We start from the raw sequence: 16,476 nt of genomic DNA, 5'->3' as shown, positions 1-16,476 counted from the left end.
TGCTTGGCGACCATAGCGTTATGGACCCACCTGATCCCATGCCGAACTCAGTAGTGAAACGTAATAGCGCCGATGGTAGTGTGGGGTCTCCCCATGTGAGAGTAGGACATCGCCAGGCTTCAAATTTAGAATGTTGCATAAGCAGCTTTCATACAAGCTTTGTGTGCTGGTATGGCTCAGTTGGTAGAGCGCACCCTTGGTAAGGGTGAGGTCCCCAGTTCAAATCTGGGTACTAGCACCATTTATTTGTTTAGCGACCATAGCACAGCGGTCCCACCTGATCCCATGCCGAACTCAGAAGTGAAACGTTGTAGCGCCGATGGTAGTGTGGGGCCTCCCCATGTGAGAGTAGGACATCGCTAAATCTTATTTTAAAACCCAGCCTTCGGCTGGGTTTTCTCGTTTATAAGCCCTCATATTTCCCATATCTCTTTATCTCTATATTTATCTATTATGTTATTATTTTGCACTAAACTTGCGTCTGCCTTTCTTTTTCTATAACGTTGATGGAAGTTTAGACGGCTAAACATCTTGTGTCGAAAGGAGTCAACAAAGATGCCAATAAAAATACCTGATCGCCTACCTGCTACTGATATTCTGCGCAGTGAAAATATCTTTGTGATGACAGAGAAGCGTGCTGCTAGCCAGGGGATCCGTCCGTTGAAGGTATTATTATTAAATTTAATGCCAAAAAAAATTGAGACAGAGACACAGTTCTTACGCTTATTATCCAATAGCCCAATTCAAGTAGATGTAGAGCTATTACGAATCGATAATCGTCCAACAAAAAATACTCCTCAAGAACACTTAGATACTTTTTATCGTCAGTTTGAAATGGTGAAGCAACGTAATTTTGATGGATTGATTGTAACGGGAGCGCCGTTAGGTTTAGTTCAATTTGAAGATGTGCTTTATTGGGAAGAAATTCAAATCATCATGAATTGGGCAAAAGAGCATGTAACATCAACTATGTTTGTTTGTTGGGCTGCTCAAGCTGGGCTAAAACTTCTCTATGACTTGCCGAAGCGTACACGAAAAGAGAAATTATCAGGTGTTTATCAACATCGAATTCATGATTGTCATCACCCGGTACTACGAGGGTTTGATGATACTTTCTTTGCCCCCCATTCTCGCTATGCTGACTTCTCTCATGATTATTTAACCAAGCATACTGATCTTGATATATTAGCGACTTCAGAGCAGGCTGGAGTATATTTAGCAGCAACAAAAGATAAACGTAATGTATTCGTAACGGGGCATCCTGAATATGATGTAGATACATTGCATAATGAGTTTGTACGAGATAGCGAACAAGGGATGGAGCCAGCAGTACCTGTGAACTATTATCCTGAGAATGATCCTTCGAATGCACCTATTGCGAGTTGGCGTAGTCATGGTCATTTACTATTTAGTAATTGGCTAAACTATTGTGTATATCAGCAAACGCCTTACGATTTAGAGCACTTCTCCGAAGCGAGTTTTACGAAAGACGAATAATAAAAAAGCCTGCATTGAAGTGCAGGCTTTTTTGTTGATGGAATAATTACTTATTTATTTTTTAATTCCCAAAGCTTGGCTTTTTCAATTAATGGGGTAATGGTTGAACCTTGGATCAGGATCGAGAATACAACCACTGAATATGTCATTACGAGGATGATTTCTCGCACATCGATACCTTTCTCAGGAATTACCATGACTCCAGCAGGAATAGCCATCGCCATTGCTAATGCTAAACCACCGCGTAAGCCACCCCAAGTGAGTATCTTGACTGACATTGGATTGTACTGGCGGTAGCGATTGAAGCCCACATATGGCAGTTTGACACTGATGTAACGGCTTAGAAGAACTAAAGGTACGGCAATAATCATTAGGATCCAGTCTTCTTGGTGGAAGCTAAAATCAAGCATGGTCATACCAATTAACAGGAATAAGACCCCATTTAGGAATTCATCAACCAATTCCCAGAAGTGATCTAGGTGCTCTTCACTTTCTTTTGAAAAGCCAATATAACGGGTCCAGTTACCAATCATGATCCCAGATACCACCATAGCAAGCGGGCCTGAAACATGAAGAACTTCTGCTAAAGCATAACCTGCGGTTGGAATACCGATAGTAAGCAGTAATTCCATAGAGTGATCATTGGTTGAGCTAATGAGGTAGTGGAAAACTAGACCAAGAATAAAGCCGTAAGCAATGCCACCAATCGCTTCTTGTAAGAATAGCTGGGTTACGCCCATCACTGTTGGTGCGGTATCACCAAAAGCAATGGTAAACATGGTGACGAAGATAACGAGGCCAAACCCATCATTAAATAAAGACTCGCCTTCGATTTGAGTCGAAATACGTCGAGGCGCATTCATTTTCTTAACGATAGCTAATACAGCAATAGGATCTGTCGGTGAAATTAATGCACCAAAGAGTAAACAGTAAATCAGATCAAGTTGAATCCCGATAACTTGACAGATACCCCATAGACTAAAGCCAATAAAAAAGGTGGAGAATAAAGTGGCGCCCAGTGCTAATACGGTAATTTCCCATTTTTGATCTTCAAGATGGGGTAACTTGATACCTAAGCCGCCAGCAAATAATAAGAACCCTAAAATGCCTTTTAAGAGAAAATCTTCAAAGTTTATTTTGCTGATTTGAGTCGCGGCAACATCTTCAAGATGGAACCAACCGTTGTGTCCCGCAATGATGATCAATAGTGACAGGATTAATGATCCGGCAGTGATGGCAATGGTTGTTTGCATCTTACCTATTTTACTGTTTACAAAAGCAATAAGCATTGCTGCTGCAGCCAGAAAGCAGAGTGTGCTATAGACCGACATGCGTAACCTCTAGATTGGTGGGTTGTTAGAAAACTTGTGACGAAATAGTAAAACCATCAGTAATTAATGGCTACTGATAATTTGTTTTATTTTGAAAAGCTTTTGTTGTGTAAATTATATTTAGCTTTCTTTATCCCCAATTGAAGTGTGGTAGGATGTTACAAAGCTGTAATGGATTATAAGGATGTAGTGACGTGTTAAACAGCAAGGAATTACTGCATAAGCGGTTGGAAGAGCAAATCCTGATCATTGATGGTGGCATGGGCACCATGATCCAAGGTTATAAATTGGAAGAAGATGATTATCGAGGTCAACGATTTGCTGATTGGCATTCTGATCTAAAAGGGAATAATGATCTTTTAGTATTAACCCAACCCCAGCTGATTAAAGATATTCACCTCGCGTATTTAGAAGCTGGGGCGGATATTCTAGAAACCAACACTTTTAATGCTACAACGATTGCGATGGCGGATTACGACATGGAATCGTTGAGCGCGGAAATTAACTATGAAGCAGCGCGTCTCGCTCGTCTTGCTGCCGATGAATGGACCGCTAAAACACCAGAAAAACCACGTTTTGTTGCCGGTGTTTTAGGACCGACAAACCGTACTTGCTCTATCTCTCCTGATGTTAACGATCCTGGCTATCGTAATGTTACCTTTGATGAACTAGTTGAAGCCTATTCTGAATCGACACATGCCTTAATTCGAGGTGGCGCCGATATTATCTTGCTTGAAACTATCTTTGATACCTTGAATGCTAAAGCTTGTGCTTTTGCCGTTTCAGGGGTTTTTGAAGAGTTGGGTTTTGAACTACCAGTGATGATTTCAGGCACCATAACAGATGCCTCGGGACGTACTCTTTCTGGACAAACAACGGAAGCGTTTTATAACTCATTACGTCATGTTAAACCAATTTCCTTTGGTTTGAACTGTGCGCTTGGGCCTGATGAATTACGTCAGTATGTTGAAGAGTTATCGCGTATTTCAGAATGTGCTGTTTCAGCTCACCCAAATGCAGGTTTACCCAATGCCTTTGGCGAATATGATCTTGAAGCTGAAGAAATGGCGGAACATATCCGCGAGTGGGCGAAAAGTGGTTTTCTCAATATGGTGGGGGGCTGTTGTGGTACTACGCCAGAACATATCCGCCATATGTATGAAGCGACTCAAAATCTTAAACCTCGCCAATTACCTGATATTCCAATTGCTTGCCGTTTATCAGGGTTAGAGCCGTTAACGATTGATGCTGATACCTTATTTATTAACGTTGGTGAACGTACCAATGTGACAGGCTCTGCTCGATTTAAGCGCTTAATCAAAGAAGAGCTTTATGATGAAGCATTAGAGGTTGCTCGTCAGCAAGTGGAGGCTGGGGCTCAAATCATCGATATTAATATGGATGAGGGGATGCTTGATGCGAAGGCTGCAATGGTACGCTTTTTAAACCTTTGTGCTACAGAGCCTGAAATATCGAAAGTGCCTATTATGGTCGATTCTTCTAAATGGGAAGTGTTAGAAGCAGGGCTTAAATGTGTACAAGGAAAGCCTGTTGTTAACTCTATCTCGATGAAGGAAGGTAAAGATAACTTTATCACTCAAGCGAAATTACTTCGTCGTTATGGTGCTGCGATTATCGTGATGGCATTTGATGAAGTTGGTCAGGCGGATACTCGCGAACGTAAAATTGAAATTTGTACTAATGCTTATCGTGTGTTGGTTGATGAAGTCGGCTTTCCACCTGAAGATATTATTTTTGATCCTAATATTTTTGCTGTTGCGACCGGTATTGAAGAGCACAACAATTACGCCGTTGATTTTATTGAAGCGGTAGGGGATATCAAACGTACACTGCCGTATGCCATGGTATCAGGCGGGGTGTCGAATGTTTCGTTCTCTTTCCGTGGTAACAATGCGGTACGTGAGGCCATTCACGCTGTTTTCCTGTATTACTGCTTTAAAAACGGTATGGACATGGGAATTGTCAACGCAGGCCAACTTGCTATTTATGATGATTTGCCTGATGAATTACGCGATGCGGTTGAAGACGTTGTGCTTAATCGCCGTGATGATAGTACAGAGCGCTTATTAGACATTGCCGCTAAATACAGAGATAGCGGTAATGTTGAAGAAGATCGCAGCGCTGCAGAATGGCGTGGATGGCCAGTTGAAAAGCGTTTAGAGCATGCGCTAGTTAAAGGTATAACCGAATTTATTGTTGAAGATACTGAAGAATCTCGTCAGAAAGCCAGTAAACCACTCGAAGTGATCGAAGGCCCATTAATGGCTGGGATGAACGTTGTTGGTGATCTATTTGGTGAAGGTAAGATGTTCTTACCGCAAGTCGTAAAATCGGCTCGAGTAATGAAACAAGCGGTTGCCTATTTAGAACCGTATATTGATGCAGAAAAACAAGCTGGACAAACCAACGGTAAAATTCTTCTAGCAACCGTTAAAGGCGATGTTCACGACATTGGTAAGAATATAGTTGGTGTGGTACTGCAATGTAATAACTACGAGATCATCGATCTTGGGGTGATGGTGTCATGCGATAAAATTCTAAAAGTCGCCAAAGAAGAAAACGTCGATATTATTGGCTTGTCGGGTTTGATCACGCCATCGCTTGATGAAATGGTCCATGTTGCCAAAGAAATGGAGCGACAAGGATTTGATATCCCTTTGCTTATCGGTGGTGCAACAACTTCTAAAGCCCACACGGCGGTTAAGATTGAGCAAAACTACAATCAGCCAGTAGTGTATGTATCTAATGCATCACGCGCAGTAGGTGTTTGTTCTGCGTTATTGTCTGATGAACAAAAGCCAGCGTTTGTTGAGCGTTTAAACCAAGAGTACGATGTGGTACGTGAGCAACATGCGCGTAAGAAACCACGTACCGCACCTATTTCGTTAGAAGAAGCACGTGCTAATGCGGTTAATATTGATTGGCAAAATTATACGCCGCCAGTACCGAAAAAAGCCGGTGTTCACACCTTCACTGATTTTCCTGTAGCTGAAATTCGTAAGTATATCGATTGGACGCCATTTTTCATGACGTGGTCATTAAGTGGTAAATACCCAACGATTCTTCGTCATGAAGTTGTGGGTGAAGAAGCGACTAAGTTGTTTAATGATGCTAATAAAATCTTAGATGAGATCGAGAAAACAGGCATGATTAAAGCTAACGGTGTGTGTGGTTTATTCCCTGCCAATAATGTCGGTGATGATATTGAAGTGTACACAGACGATAGCCGAACTGATGTTTTAACTGTGCTGCATGGTTTACGTCAGCAAACCAAAAAGCCGAAAGGTCCTAACTATTGTTTATCTGACTATATTGCGCCTAAAGAGAGCGGCAAGGCTGATTGGATTGGCGCTTTTGCGGTAACAGGTGGGATTGGTGAATATGACATTGCTGAGCAATTTAAAGCAAAAGGTGATGATTACAATGCCATTATGGTACAGGCTGTTGCGGATCGATTAGCGGAAGCCTTTGCTGAATGTATGCATGAAATGGTACGTAAAGATATTTGGGGTTATGCAGCTGATGAAAATCTGAATAATGACGATTTGATCCGAGAAAAGTATCAAGGTATTCGTCCTGCACCTGGTTACGCCGCATGTCCTGAGCATACCGAAAAAGGTGCTATTTGGCAGTTACTTGATGCTGAGAAAAATACTGGCATGGCACTAACGGAAAGTTACGCAATGTGGCCTGGTGCTGCAGTTTCGGGATGGTATTTCTCACATCCTGATTCTCGTTACTTTGCGGTTGCTCAGATCCAGCAAGATCAGTTAGAAAGTTATGCCGATCGAAAAGGTTGGGATTTGATCGAAGCTGAGAAATGGTTAGGCCCAAATCTTTAATGCTTAATCGATAGTGAATAAAAAAGGCGCTCAATGCGCCTTTTTGTTTATCGGAACTTTATTTGGGTTAGTTAGAAAGAGCTTATTCCAATAAAGATGCGTGCAGTGTGCGAACCACGTCTTTAGCTTCATCTTCATTAATTAAGAAACATAAATTATGTGGGCTAGCGCCGTAGCAAATCATACGAAGGTTATGATCTTCTAGCGCGCCAAAGATATCTTTGGCTGAGCCTTTCGTATCACTCATTTGGTTACCGATAAGTGCAACCAGTGATAGCCCTTGCTCGACGTCAACCACACATAATTGGCTTAATTCTTCAACGACTTGAAGCGGAAGCGTTGGCGCACCGCCACCCGTATCAGTTTGATCTAAGGTCAGTGAAACGCTGACCTCTGAGGTTGTGATGAGATCAACTGAGATTTTATGTTCAGCCAAGATACGAAAGACTTCTGCTAAAAAGCCATATGCATGGAACATATTTAAGCTCGTGAGTGTCACCATGGTTTGGTTGGCACGTAATGCGAGTGCTCTAAATAGTGGCGCTTCTTCAACGGATTGTCTGATCCAAGTACCGCCTTGCTCTGGTGCTTTTGATGAACCTACAAATACTGGGATCTGTTGACGAACAGCAGGTACTAGGGTTGATGGGTGTAAAATTTTAGCACCAAAGTTTGCCATTTCAGATGCTTCGCTAAAACTGATCTCTTTGATCGGTTTAGCGGCCGATGTAATACGTGGGTCGGTAGTGTATAAACCCGGTACGTCAGTCCAAATCTCTAATGTGCTAGCATTTACGGCTTCTGCGATTAAAGCGGCACTATAGTCACTCCCCCCACGACCAAGTGTTGTCGTAACACCTTGGCTGTTTGATCCAATAAAGCCTTGTGATACCACGATATTATTGTCTAATAGTGGTAATAATTGCTCAGTCGCTAATTGCTTAATTGTTTCTGGCTGTGGGATCGCTTTACCAAATTGATCATCAGTACGCATGATGGAACGAATATCTACACGTACAGCTGGGGCGTTTAGCTCGACTAATATTTGACTAAAAAGATGGGTTGAAAGCAGCTCGCCATGGCTAACAATTTGATCGGTCAATTGTGCAGAGGTTGTTGATGCCGCATGTTCAGCTAAGGTTGCGATGTTATCAAGTAGGCCGTAAATAGCGTCTTGAATATTTTCTGGGTGCTGAAGTTGATCAAGAACATCTTGGTGGGTTTGGGTCAGTGTCTGAATGCGCTGTTGGCGGGTCGTTGAATCGCTCACGCCATTAGCAAGTTCTACCAGAATATTCGTGACACCAGAGCAGGCGCTGATTAACACAATTTTAGTGTCTGGATTAGCAATAACAATGGCAGCACTTCGGCTCATTGCGGTGTAATCAGCAACACTGGTACCGCCAAATTTTGCGACAGTGAGTGAATCTGAATGTGTTGCAGCCTTGTCCATAATTAATTTCTCCCTAAATAGTAAACACATCACAAGGTAGGCTATTTTTTCGGGAGTATTCCCGACATCCTGTCAGGAGAGCATAAGAGGTGAATAGTCACTCACCCAGAAGCTCCCCACCAATGTCAATCATTGACCTTGGTGACAGCTAGAAGGATTCAACCTTCATAGCCGATATAACTCATCCCCTAATCAGTTATACCTCGGCGTTACTCTCCCTCTCATAATGGCGATTGGATGGGGTCCTGTCATTATGATACCTAGGTAACGCTCCTCTTCCGTTTAAAGTCGTACTGTTTGAATAATAAGTGCTTGAATAAAATATCATCTTATTGAATAAGATTCATCACCCTGTTGTCAAATGGAATATGACAATTTATTTACATATGATATTTCGTCAATGTGTGTCATGGGATCGGTATAGGTCGCTTGCACCAATGAAGGGGCTCTAATACTCTAAAATAGATAGCAACGCGTTCCACATAAAAATATCGACAGGGACAATGACTTTACGGAGCAAAAGAATGACAATTACCAGCTTTATCCCACCGCATCGAACCCTCATGGGGCCGGGACCATCAGATATTTATCCGCAAGTATTACAAGCGCTTAGTCGTCCTACGGTAGGGCACCTTGATCCATTATTTATCGGCATGATGGATGAATTAAAACAATTGTTGCAATATGCCTTTCAAACCCAAAATGCCTTTACCATCGCTGTTTCAGCGCCAGGTAGTGCAGGAATGGAAGCCTGCTTTGTTAATCTCGTTGAAGCTGGGGATAAAGTACTAGTTTGCCGTAATGGCGTTTTCGGGGAACGGATGCGGGAAAATGTCGAGCGTTGTGGTGGTGTTGCTATCGTTGTGGATAACGAATGGGGGGCGGCGGTTGATCCTTATTTAGTGGATCAAGCGTTACAAAACGATCCTGAAATTAAAATTGTTGCTTTTGTACATGCCGAAACCTCAACCGGCGCATTGAGTGATGCGAAAACATTGGCGGAAATTGCCCGTAAACATGATTGCTTAACGATTGTTGATGCGGTGACATCACTTGGTGGTGTTCCTTTGCTGGTGGACGAGTGGCAATTAGATGCGGTTTATTCAGGTAGCCAAAAGTGTTTGTCCTGCACGCCGGGGTTATCGCCATTAACGTTTTCTCAAAAGGCGATTGATAAGATCCAACGACGTAAAACCAAAGTACAAAGCTGGTTTTTAGATCAAAGTTTGGTGCTAGGTTATTGGAGTGGTGAAGGTAAGCGTAGCTATCACCATACTGCACCTGTAAACAGTTTATATGCGTTGCATGAAGCCTTGGTATTATTGCAAAACGAAGGGTTAGAAAATGCATGGCAGCGCCATCGAAATGTCCATGAAGAGCTTAAAGCAGGGCTTGAAAAGCTTGGGATCCAATTTGTGGTAGAAGAAATGTCACGTTTGCCCCAACTCAATGCGGTTTATATCCCTGAAGGCGTTGATGATGCTGAGGTACGTAATGAGTTGCTGCAACGTTACAACTTGGAAATCGGAGCAGGTTTAGGTGCGTTGGCAGGTAAAGCGTGGCGTATCGGTTTGATGGGCTATGGTGCGAGAAGTGAAAATGTTGCGCTGTGCTTAAAAGTGCTAGAAACCACATTGAAGTAATTTATTGATGAGTAAATAAAAATGGCTACCAATTGGGTAGCCATTTTTTATAGTTATTTAGCAGCAGACGTTGCCTTTGCTTCGCTGTTTTGCTGCTCAAAATTTAAAGATGGGAATAAGAACAGCGCTTCATCTCTGATTTGTGATGCTTGCTCTTTATTGCCGAGGGCATCGTAAGCGAGGATCAGGTTTTGATACAGTGCCGGTCGCGGCCATGTTTTCGCTTTCTCGGTTGCCCATTGAATATAGTCTTCAATTAATGCTGGCTTATTACTGCTAATTCCGAGTTGTAACTGGGTTAACTGCAAATCCCAATCAAAACGGTTTTTCCACGACCATGGATTATTCACCTTTAGTAAGTATTCAATATTGACTGGTCGAGTGGTTTCAAATTTAGTTAACTGCCAACCTGAATACAGGGTTGTTATCATAAAGCTAGAGATAAAAATTGGTACAATAAGTGCGAAAACTTTCAGCCCTAGTACGTAGCTTAATGATTGGCGATGATATTTGGTGGTGAGGTTATCTACCCAAAATATCAGTATGATAAAGATCAGCCAATGGACTAATGAATGGTAGAAAGGATACTCAAGTTGGGTATGCAGAACGATAGGGAAAAACAATCCTATTAAGGCTAACTGGGTACCATTAGGCGCTTTTCTTATTTTTACCATTACCGCAAATGCAGCAAGCAATAAGCCGATAAGTGGGACTATACCGCCTTCGTCTGCCCAGAAAAGTAACTCGTTATGTGGGTGATCTAAGCTAGGAACACCTGCATGTTGTGCTGGATCTTCATTGTGCCATAACGCTGTTTGTGTGATGTAAGCTGCTTCAAACTTTCCATAGCCATAACCAGTGAGTGGTTTAGTAGTAAACATATCATAGGCTTGTGGGAAGTGGATTGCTCTTAAACTTTCTAGACTGGTGCTGTTTTCTTTTGGTGACCAATTCTCTGTAGATGAAATATTCCATGCTAAACAAAGCCCTAATGTAATCATTAACAACCATAAACGTTGAGCTTGTTTTGCGGCAAAGCGACGTAAATACGGCAGCATTAGTACTATACCGATAATTGCGCCTAGCCAGCCTGTACGAGAGTTCAATACCACTAATATTGGAATCGTTAGTATAGGTGTTATCAGCAAAGTGACATGTTGCCATGACCATTTACCGCGATATAGCGGAATACGTGCTAATAGATACGTACCAATCACAAGCCCTGTTGCAAGAAAACTCGCCATCACATTTGGTTGTTGAAAAATACCATAAGGGCGGTTAGCGATAGTGTCATAGCCGATAGGGTTCTTTGCTGGGATCCAAAGGTATTGATACCACGCAAATACGGCTTCAATGAGTACCCCAATTAAAATAAACCATAACAAACGTTGGCGTTGCTGGTGGGTAAAAACGAATTGCTGCAAGCTGACAAAAAACAGAAATCCAGCCCACAAGGTAAACAAGCGATTAAACGCCGCTCCTGCATCAGCATTGGAATAAAAAATGGGGAGAGTCAGCAGTACACAACAAGTAAACAATAATAGTGTTAGGCGTGAATAACGCCAGATTTGTTGGCGACAAATTTCCAGTAAGCCGAAGGAGATAGCAAAACTAAAAGGGATCCAAACTGCAGCGTTAAACGAGAGCTCAAGCCCTGAACCGCCGGGATTATGTTGGAAGTAGTGCATAGCAACAATAAAAATAACACCGATTGTTGCAAGGAAATAGCGTACCAATGGTTTAGAAATCCGTTTCTTTTCTAATCTGGTACCTTCGAGTTGTAACACTGTCATGGTTGTTCCTGAGTATGAATAAGCAAACAGGCTGAATAAAATCAGCCTGTTATCATATACTAGCGTGTTTTCATATTCTAACCTAGCAGCGGTTTAAGGAACCTTGCTGTATGTGAGCCTTTCACTTTCGCTACATCTTCAGGTGTTCCTGTTGCAATGATCTCACCACCACCGCTACCGCCTTCAGGACCAAGATCGATGATCCAATCTGCGGTTTTTATTACGTCTAAGTTATGTTCGATCACCACAATGGTATTACCTTTATCACGCAATTTATGCAGTACTGTTAATAGCTGCTGAATATCGTGGAAGTGTAATCCGGTTGTTGGTTCATCCAGAATATAAAGTGTCTTTCCGGTATCGCGTTTCGATAACTCTTTTGCGAGTTTTACACGTTGTGCTTCACCGCCTGATAAGGTTGTCGCCGCTTGACCTAAACGAATATACGATAAACCAACATCCATTAAGGTTTGTAACTTTCTTGCAATAGCGGGAACCGGATCAAAGAATTCTCGTGCATCTTCAACCGTAAGCTCTAACACTTCATCAATGGTTTTACCTTTGTAGCGGATCTCTAAGGTTTCACGGTTATAACGTTTTCCTTTACAGGCATCACAAGGGACATAAACATCGGGAAGAAAATGCATTTCAACTTTAATAACACCATCACCTTGGCAGGCTTCACAGCGACCACCACGAACGTTAAAACTAAAACGCCCTGGTTTATAACCACGGGAACGGGCTTCTTGAGTGCCTGAAAAAAGCTCACGAATAGGGGTGAAAATACCGGTATAAGTGGCAGGATTTGAACGCGGAGTACGACCAATCGGGCTTTGGTTAATGTCGATAACCTTATCGAAATGTTCTAGATCTTGGATCTCACGATACGGCGCAGGTGTGCCAGTTGTTGCACCATTTAATTTGTGATGAGCAATTTCAAAGAAGGTATCGTTAATAAGTGTTGATTTTCCTGAGCCAGAAACACCGGTAATACAGGTAAATAAACCAACAGGGATTTCAACATTGACATCTTTTAGGTTGTTACCGGTAGCGCCCAGTAGTTTGACGGTTTTTTCGGGATCAAACGGTGTGCGATCAGTGGGAATTTCAATTGCTTTTTTCCCGCTAAGGTATTGGCCTGTTAAAGATTCTTTTGATTTTAAGATATCTTTAACGCCACCTTGCGCAATGATATTACCGCCGTGAACACCCGCACCAGGGCCAATATCAATCACGTAATCAGCGGCACGAATAGCATCTTCGTCGTGTTCAACTACAATCACGGTATTGCCTAAATCACGTAGGTGAATCAAGGTTTTGAGTAGTCGTTCGTTATCACGCTGGTGGAGACCAATGGAAGGCTCATCTAAAACGTACATCACGCCCACAAGCCCCGCACCAATTTGGCTGGCAAGACGAATACGTTGTGCTTCACCGCCAGATAAAGTATCGGCACTGCGAGATAGGCTCAGGTAGTTTAAGCCAACATTGATTAAGAAACTTAAACGCTCGTTGATCTCTTTTAAGATCTTCTCTGCAATTTGTGCCCGTTGCCCCGTTAAGGCTAATTCATCAAAGAATTGGTGCGCGCCACTAATACTCATTTCACAGATTTGCGGCAAGTTAGTCTCACCAATAAACACATGACGTGCTTCTTGGCGTAAGCGTGAACCATGACAGCTTGCACATGGCTTAGTCGAAACAAATTTAGCTAGCTCTTCACGTACCGAGTTTGATTCGGTTTCACGGTAACGACGTTCCATATTATTGAGGATCCCCTCAAATGGATGGCGTCTTACGGTAATGTCACCACGATCGTTGATGTATTTAAACTCGATCTCTGTATTGCCAGAACCGTTTAAAATGACTTCTTTGACTTTCTTCGATAGCGAATCAAAGGGTGCTTCAACGTCAAACTTATAATGCTCAGAAAGTGATTTAAGCATTTGGAAATAGTAAAAATTACGTTTATCCCAGCCGCGTATAGCGCCGCCAGATAAACTTAATTCGCCATTTTGAATCACCCGTTCGGGATCGAAGTACTGCTGAACACCAAGCCCATCACAAGTACCACAGGCACCGGCTGGATTGTTAAACGAGAACAGGCGTGGTTCAAGCTCTTGCATACTATAACCACAGTGTGGACAGGCAAAATTGGCAGAAAATACCTGCTCTTCACCTTCTTCACCGGACATCGGTGCTATCACTACATTACCGCCTGATAGCTCTAAAGCGGTTTCAAAAGATTCGGCTAAGCGGATCTGTAGATCGTCACGAACTTTGAAGCGATCAACGACCACTTCAATGGTATGTTTTTTATGTAGTTCTAATGTTGGTGGATCGGAAAGATCGCAAACTTCACCATCAATACGGGCGCGGATATAACCTTGTGCAGCTAAGTTCGCCAGCGTTTTTACGTGCTCACCTTTACGCTCTTTAATGATAGGTGCCAGTAGCATTAGCTTACTGCCTTCTGGCATGGCTAAGACTTGGTCGACCATCTGACTCACAGTTTGCGCTGCAAGCGTAATGTCATGGGTTGGACAGCGAGGCTCACCGACACGGGCGTACAATAAACGTAGATAGTCGTAAATTTCGGTAATCGTACCAACGGTTGAACGTGGGTTGTGCGAGGTGGATTTCTGCTCGATGGAAATGGCAGGCGAAAGCCCTTCAATATGATCGACATCAGGCTTTTCCATCAGGGATAAAAACTGACGTGCGTAGGCAGAAAGAGATTCAACATAACGACGTTGACCTTCTGCATACAAGGTATCAAAAGCCAGAGAGGATTTCCCCGAACCTGATAACCCTGTGATAACGATGAGCTTATCGCGGGGGATCGTTAGATTAATATTTTTAAGGTTATGGGTGCGAGCACCCCTGACTTCGATGTTATCCATATCAGTGATGATTCTTTTATTTTATTTAACGACTAGTATTTCACAGCGGATCATAATGAGCAAAAAATACTGAGTAAAAACACAGTGAAATGGATAAAAAAAATCCCGCGGTTAAGCGGGATTGTGTGTTTATTTCTTGCCAGTTTTCTGTTGGGCTAGCTCTTTATGTTTACCTTTTTTGTAAACATGCTCAAAACAATAGTTAGTTGCATCGATATAGCCTTCAACACTACCACAGTCAAAACGTTTACCTTTAAACTTATATGCTAATACACAGCCTGTTTGTGCTTGTTGCATTAGGGCATCAGTAATTTGGATTTCGCCACCTTTACCGGGCTCTGTTTGTTCAATAATGTCAAAGATGTCAGGTGTAAGGATGTAGCGACCAATAATTGCTAAGTTACTTGGCGCAGTGCCGGGCTCTGGTTTTTCTACCATGTTATCAACACGGAATAGATCGTCACGTAGCATTTGACCTGAAATCACGCCGTACTTGTGTGTCTCTTCTTCTGGTACTTCTTCAACCGCGACAATGGAGCAGCGAAATTGCTTATAAAGCTCAGCCATTTGCGCCAGCACGCCTTGTTGTTCTTCATCGGTTACACAAAGGTCATCGGCAAGTATCACAGCAAAGGGTTCGTTACCTACAAGCTCACGTCCTGTTAGGATCGCATGGCCTAAGCCTTTCATTTCACGCTGACGAATGTAAGTGAAGTACGCTGAATCAATAATGTCGCGAATATCAACCAATAGCTCTTCTTTGTTAGTACCACTGATTTGATGCTCAAGCTCGTAATTCTTATCAAAGTGATCCATCAAGGTGTTTTTACCACGACCTGTCACAATACAAATGCGGTTCATGCCTGCTTGGATTGCTTCATCTACGCCATATTCAATCAAGGGTTTGTTAACTACGGGCATCATTTCTTTTGGCATTGATTTGGTTGCGGGTAAAAAGCGCGTACCGTAGCCTGCGGCAGGAAAGAGACATTTTTTTATCATCGTACATCCTAGTATGTATATAAAGTTATTACGTTTTATACTGCTATATTATTAAAGACTTAATGCATATATCAGCAAATAGAGCACCTTTCTTTTTAAATGCGAAAGACTTCATTATTTGCGACTTTAAAGTTTGTTACTTCAGATCGTAGACACGAACATAATCGATTAAAAATTCCTGTGGAAAAATAGAGTTATCTATTCCTTTCTGTCCCCCCCAGCCACCACCGATAGCGAGGTTTAAAATCAGGTACATTGGCTTATCAAATGGCCAGGCTTCACCGTTACGCTGCTGGGTATGATAGAGCTTACCATCGTAGTAGAAGCGAACTTCATTACTATCCCATTCTGTTGCGTAAGTGTGGAAACCATCTTCTAATTTGTCATCTTGGATCACGCCTGGTATGGAGTTACCTAAAGTCTGGTTACGATCCGATTTATGGGTCGTAGAGTATGCAAAGTGTGGGTTGTAGCCAACATACTCCATGATGTCGATTTCACCACATGCAGGCCAGCCAACGGTTTTAATGTTGTCGCCGAGTAGCCAAATAGCAGGCCATGTGCCACGCCCTTGCGGTAGTTTTGCGCGTACTTCAACGCGTTTATGTACCCAAGAATGTTTTCCCGCGGTGGTTAAACTGGCTGAGGTGTAATAGGCGTCTTTACGTTGTTGATACCACTGAGTGCCGTTGGGATTGTAATCTGCATTTGGTACGGTTTCTTTCAGCGCTTCAATCACCAAGTTTCCATTTTCAATACGCGAGTTTTTACTGCTGGTGGTGTAGTACTGATCTTCTTGATTACGAATAAACTTTGTTTCGTATGTCCAATCTTTAGGGTTCGGACGTGTACCTGAATTGAACTCATCCGCCCATATTAAACGTTTGTGTTGTTTATCAACAACGTGAGATGAAGTGTCGTGTTGCGCGGCAAAGCTATAGCCAGAAAATAAAAGTAATGTGCTAGCAAGAAGTGTTTTTTTCATGACAAA

General features: G+C 42.5%; 9 protein-coding genes, 1 tRNA gene, 2 rRNA genes and 1 riboswitch. Of the genes, 6 read left to right on the top strand and 6 right to left on the bottom strand.

The genetic code is table 11. The annotated features are described in order from the left end of the window. Nucleotides 1–2 precede the first annotated feature (2 nt). The 4 genes from rrf (C9J46_RS07405) to metA all read left to right on the top strand — a co-directional run bounded on the left by rrf (C9J46_RS07405) (nucleotide 3) and on the right by metA (nucleotide 1,497). A 5S ribosomal RNA gene (gene rrf / locus C9J46_RS07405) occupies nucleotides 3–118 on the top strand. A 47-nt stretch (nucleotides 119–165) separates the two neighbouring features. Further along, nucleotides 166–241: transfer RNA gene (locus tag C9J46_RS07400), tRNA-Thr, on the top strand. Nucleotides 242–249: 8 nt separating this feature from the next. Beyond that, nucleotides 250–365: ribosomal RNA gene (gene rrf, locus C9J46_RS07395) — 5S ribosomal RNA — on the top strand. A gap of 190 nt (nucleotides 366–555) precedes the next feature. Beyond that, complete coding sequence (gene metA / locus C9J46_RS07390; RefSeq protein ID WP_045185647.1) at nucleotides 556–1,497, top strand: homoserine O-succinyltransferase; 942 nt, start codon at nucleotides 556–558, stop codon at nucleotides 1,495–1,497. 50 nt (nucleotides 1,498–1,547) lie between these two features. Here the strand turns inward: metA and C9J46_RS07385 are convergent, their stop codons facing one another. After that, nucleotides 1,548–2,828 carry a sodium:proton antiporter gene (locus tag C9J46_RS07385; protein WP_107290711.1) on the bottom strand — a complete coding sequence of 427 codons (1,281 nt, stop codon included), beginning with the start codon at nucleotides 2,826–2,828 and terminating at the stop codon, nucleotides 1,548–1,550. 194 nt (nucleotides 2,829–3,022) lie between these two features. On the opposite strand from C9J46_RS07385, the gene metH reads away from it, so the two are divergent. Further along, the gene (gene metH, locus C9J46_RS07380; protein ID WP_107206483.1) at nucleotides 3,023–6,691 is read left to right on the top strand and encodes a methionine synthase; all 3,669 of its coding nucleotides are present in this window, start codon (nucleotides 3,023–3,025) and stop codon (nucleotides 6,689–6,691) included. Nucleotides 6,692–6,773: 82 nt separating this feature from the next. Here metH and lysC read toward each other — a convergent pair whose 3' ends face one another. Beyond that, the gene (gene lysC / locus C9J46_RS07375) at nucleotides 6,774–8,144 is read right to left on the bottom strand and encodes a lysine-sensitive aspartokinase 3 (protein ID WP_107246265.1); all 1,371 of its coding nucleotides are present in this window, start codon (nucleotides 8,142–8,144) and stop codon (nucleotides 6,774–6,776) included. Between the two features lie 101 nt (nucleotides 8,145–8,245). Further along, nucleotides 8,246–8,430, bottom strand: a riboswitch (Lysine riboswitch). A 238-nt stretch (nucleotides 8,431–8,668) separates the two neighbouring features. Between lysC and C9J46_RS07370 the strand changes: the two genes are divergently transcribed. Then, entirely contained in the window at nucleotides 8,669–9,787 is a 1,119-nt protein-coding gene (locus C9J46_RS07370) for an alanine--glyoxylate aminotransferase family protein (protein ID WP_107206485.1), read from the top strand. A 53-nt stretch (nucleotides 9,788–9,840) separates the two neighbouring features. On the opposite strand, the gene C9J46_RS07365 is transcribed toward C9J46_RS07370, so the two are convergent. The 4 genes from C9J46_RS07365 to C9J46_RS07350 all read right to left on the bottom strand — a co-directional run bounded on the left by C9J46_RS07365 (nucleotide 9,841) and on the right by C9J46_RS07350 (nucleotide 16,470). Next, nucleotides 9,841–11,580 (bottom strand): PglL family O-oligosaccharyltransferase, encoded by a 1,740-nt coding sequence (locus C9J46_RS07365; protein ID WP_107206486.1) that lies wholly within the window; start codon nucleotides 11,578–11,580, stop codon nucleotides 9,841–9,843. A 77-nt stretch (nucleotides 11,581–11,657) separates the two neighbouring features. Further along, a complete protein-coding gene (gene uvrA, locus C9J46_RS07360; RefSeq protein ID WP_107246269.1) occupies nucleotides 11,658–14,483 on the bottom strand; it encodes an excinuclease ABC subunit UvrA in 2,826 nt (941 codons plus the stop codon). A 129-nt stretch (nucleotides 14,484–14,612) separates the two neighbouring features. After that, entirely contained in the window at nucleotides 14,613–15,485 is an 873-nt protein-coding gene (gene galU / locus C9J46_RS07355) for a UTP--glucose-1-phosphate uridylyltransferase GalU (RefSeq protein ID WP_107206487.1), read from the bottom strand. Nucleotides 15,486–15,621: 136 nt separating this feature from the next. Next, nucleotides 15,622–16,470, bottom strand: coding sequence for a glycoside hydrolase family 16 protein (locus C9J46_RS07350; RefSeq protein ID WP_107206488.1), 849 nt, complete (start codon nucleotides 16,468–16,470; stop codon nucleotides 15,622–15,624). Nucleotides 16,471–16,476: the final 6 nt, after the last annotated feature.

The sequence above is a fragment of the Photobacterium sp. GB-36 genome (genome assembly GCF_003026135.1).
Taxonomy (GTDB): Bacteria; Pseudomonadota; Gammaproteobacteria; order Enterobacterales; family Vibrionaceae; genus Photobacterium.
The sequence above is the reverse complement of the archived record's forward strand: the minus strand, read 5'-3'. Positions and strand labels throughout refer to the sequence as shown.

Coding starts and splice junctions, on each gene's coding strand:
- C9J46_RS07350 (WP_107206488.1), bottom strand. CDS start 16,470: ATGAAAAAAACACTTCTTGCTAGCACATTACTTTTATTTTCTGGCTAT.
- uvrA (WP_107246269.1), bottom strand. CDS start 14,483: ATGGATAACATCGAAGTCAGGGGTGCTCGCACCCATAACCTTAAAAAT.
- galU (WP_107206487.1), bottom strand. CDS start 15,485: ATGATAAAAAAATGTCTCTTTCCTGCCGCAGGCTACGGTACGCGCTTT.
- lysC (WP_107246265.1), bottom strand. CDS start 8,144: ATGGACAAGGCTGCAACACATTCAGATTCACTCACTGTCGCAAAATTT.
- metA (WP_045185647.1), top strand. CDS start 556: ATGCCAATAAAAATACCTGATCGCCTACCTGCTACTGATATTCTGCGC.
- C9J46_RS07385 (WP_107290711.1), bottom strand. CDS start 2,828: ATGTCGGTCTATAGCACACTCTGCTTTCTGGCTGCAGCAGCAATGCTT.
- C9J46_RS07365 (WP_107206486.1), bottom strand. CDS start 11,580: ATGACAGTGTTACAACTCGAAGGTACCAGATTAGAAAAGAAACGGATT.
- C9J46_RS07370 (WP_107206485.1), top strand. CDS start 8,669: ATGACAATTACCAGCTTTATCCCACCGCATCGAACCCTCATGGGGCCG.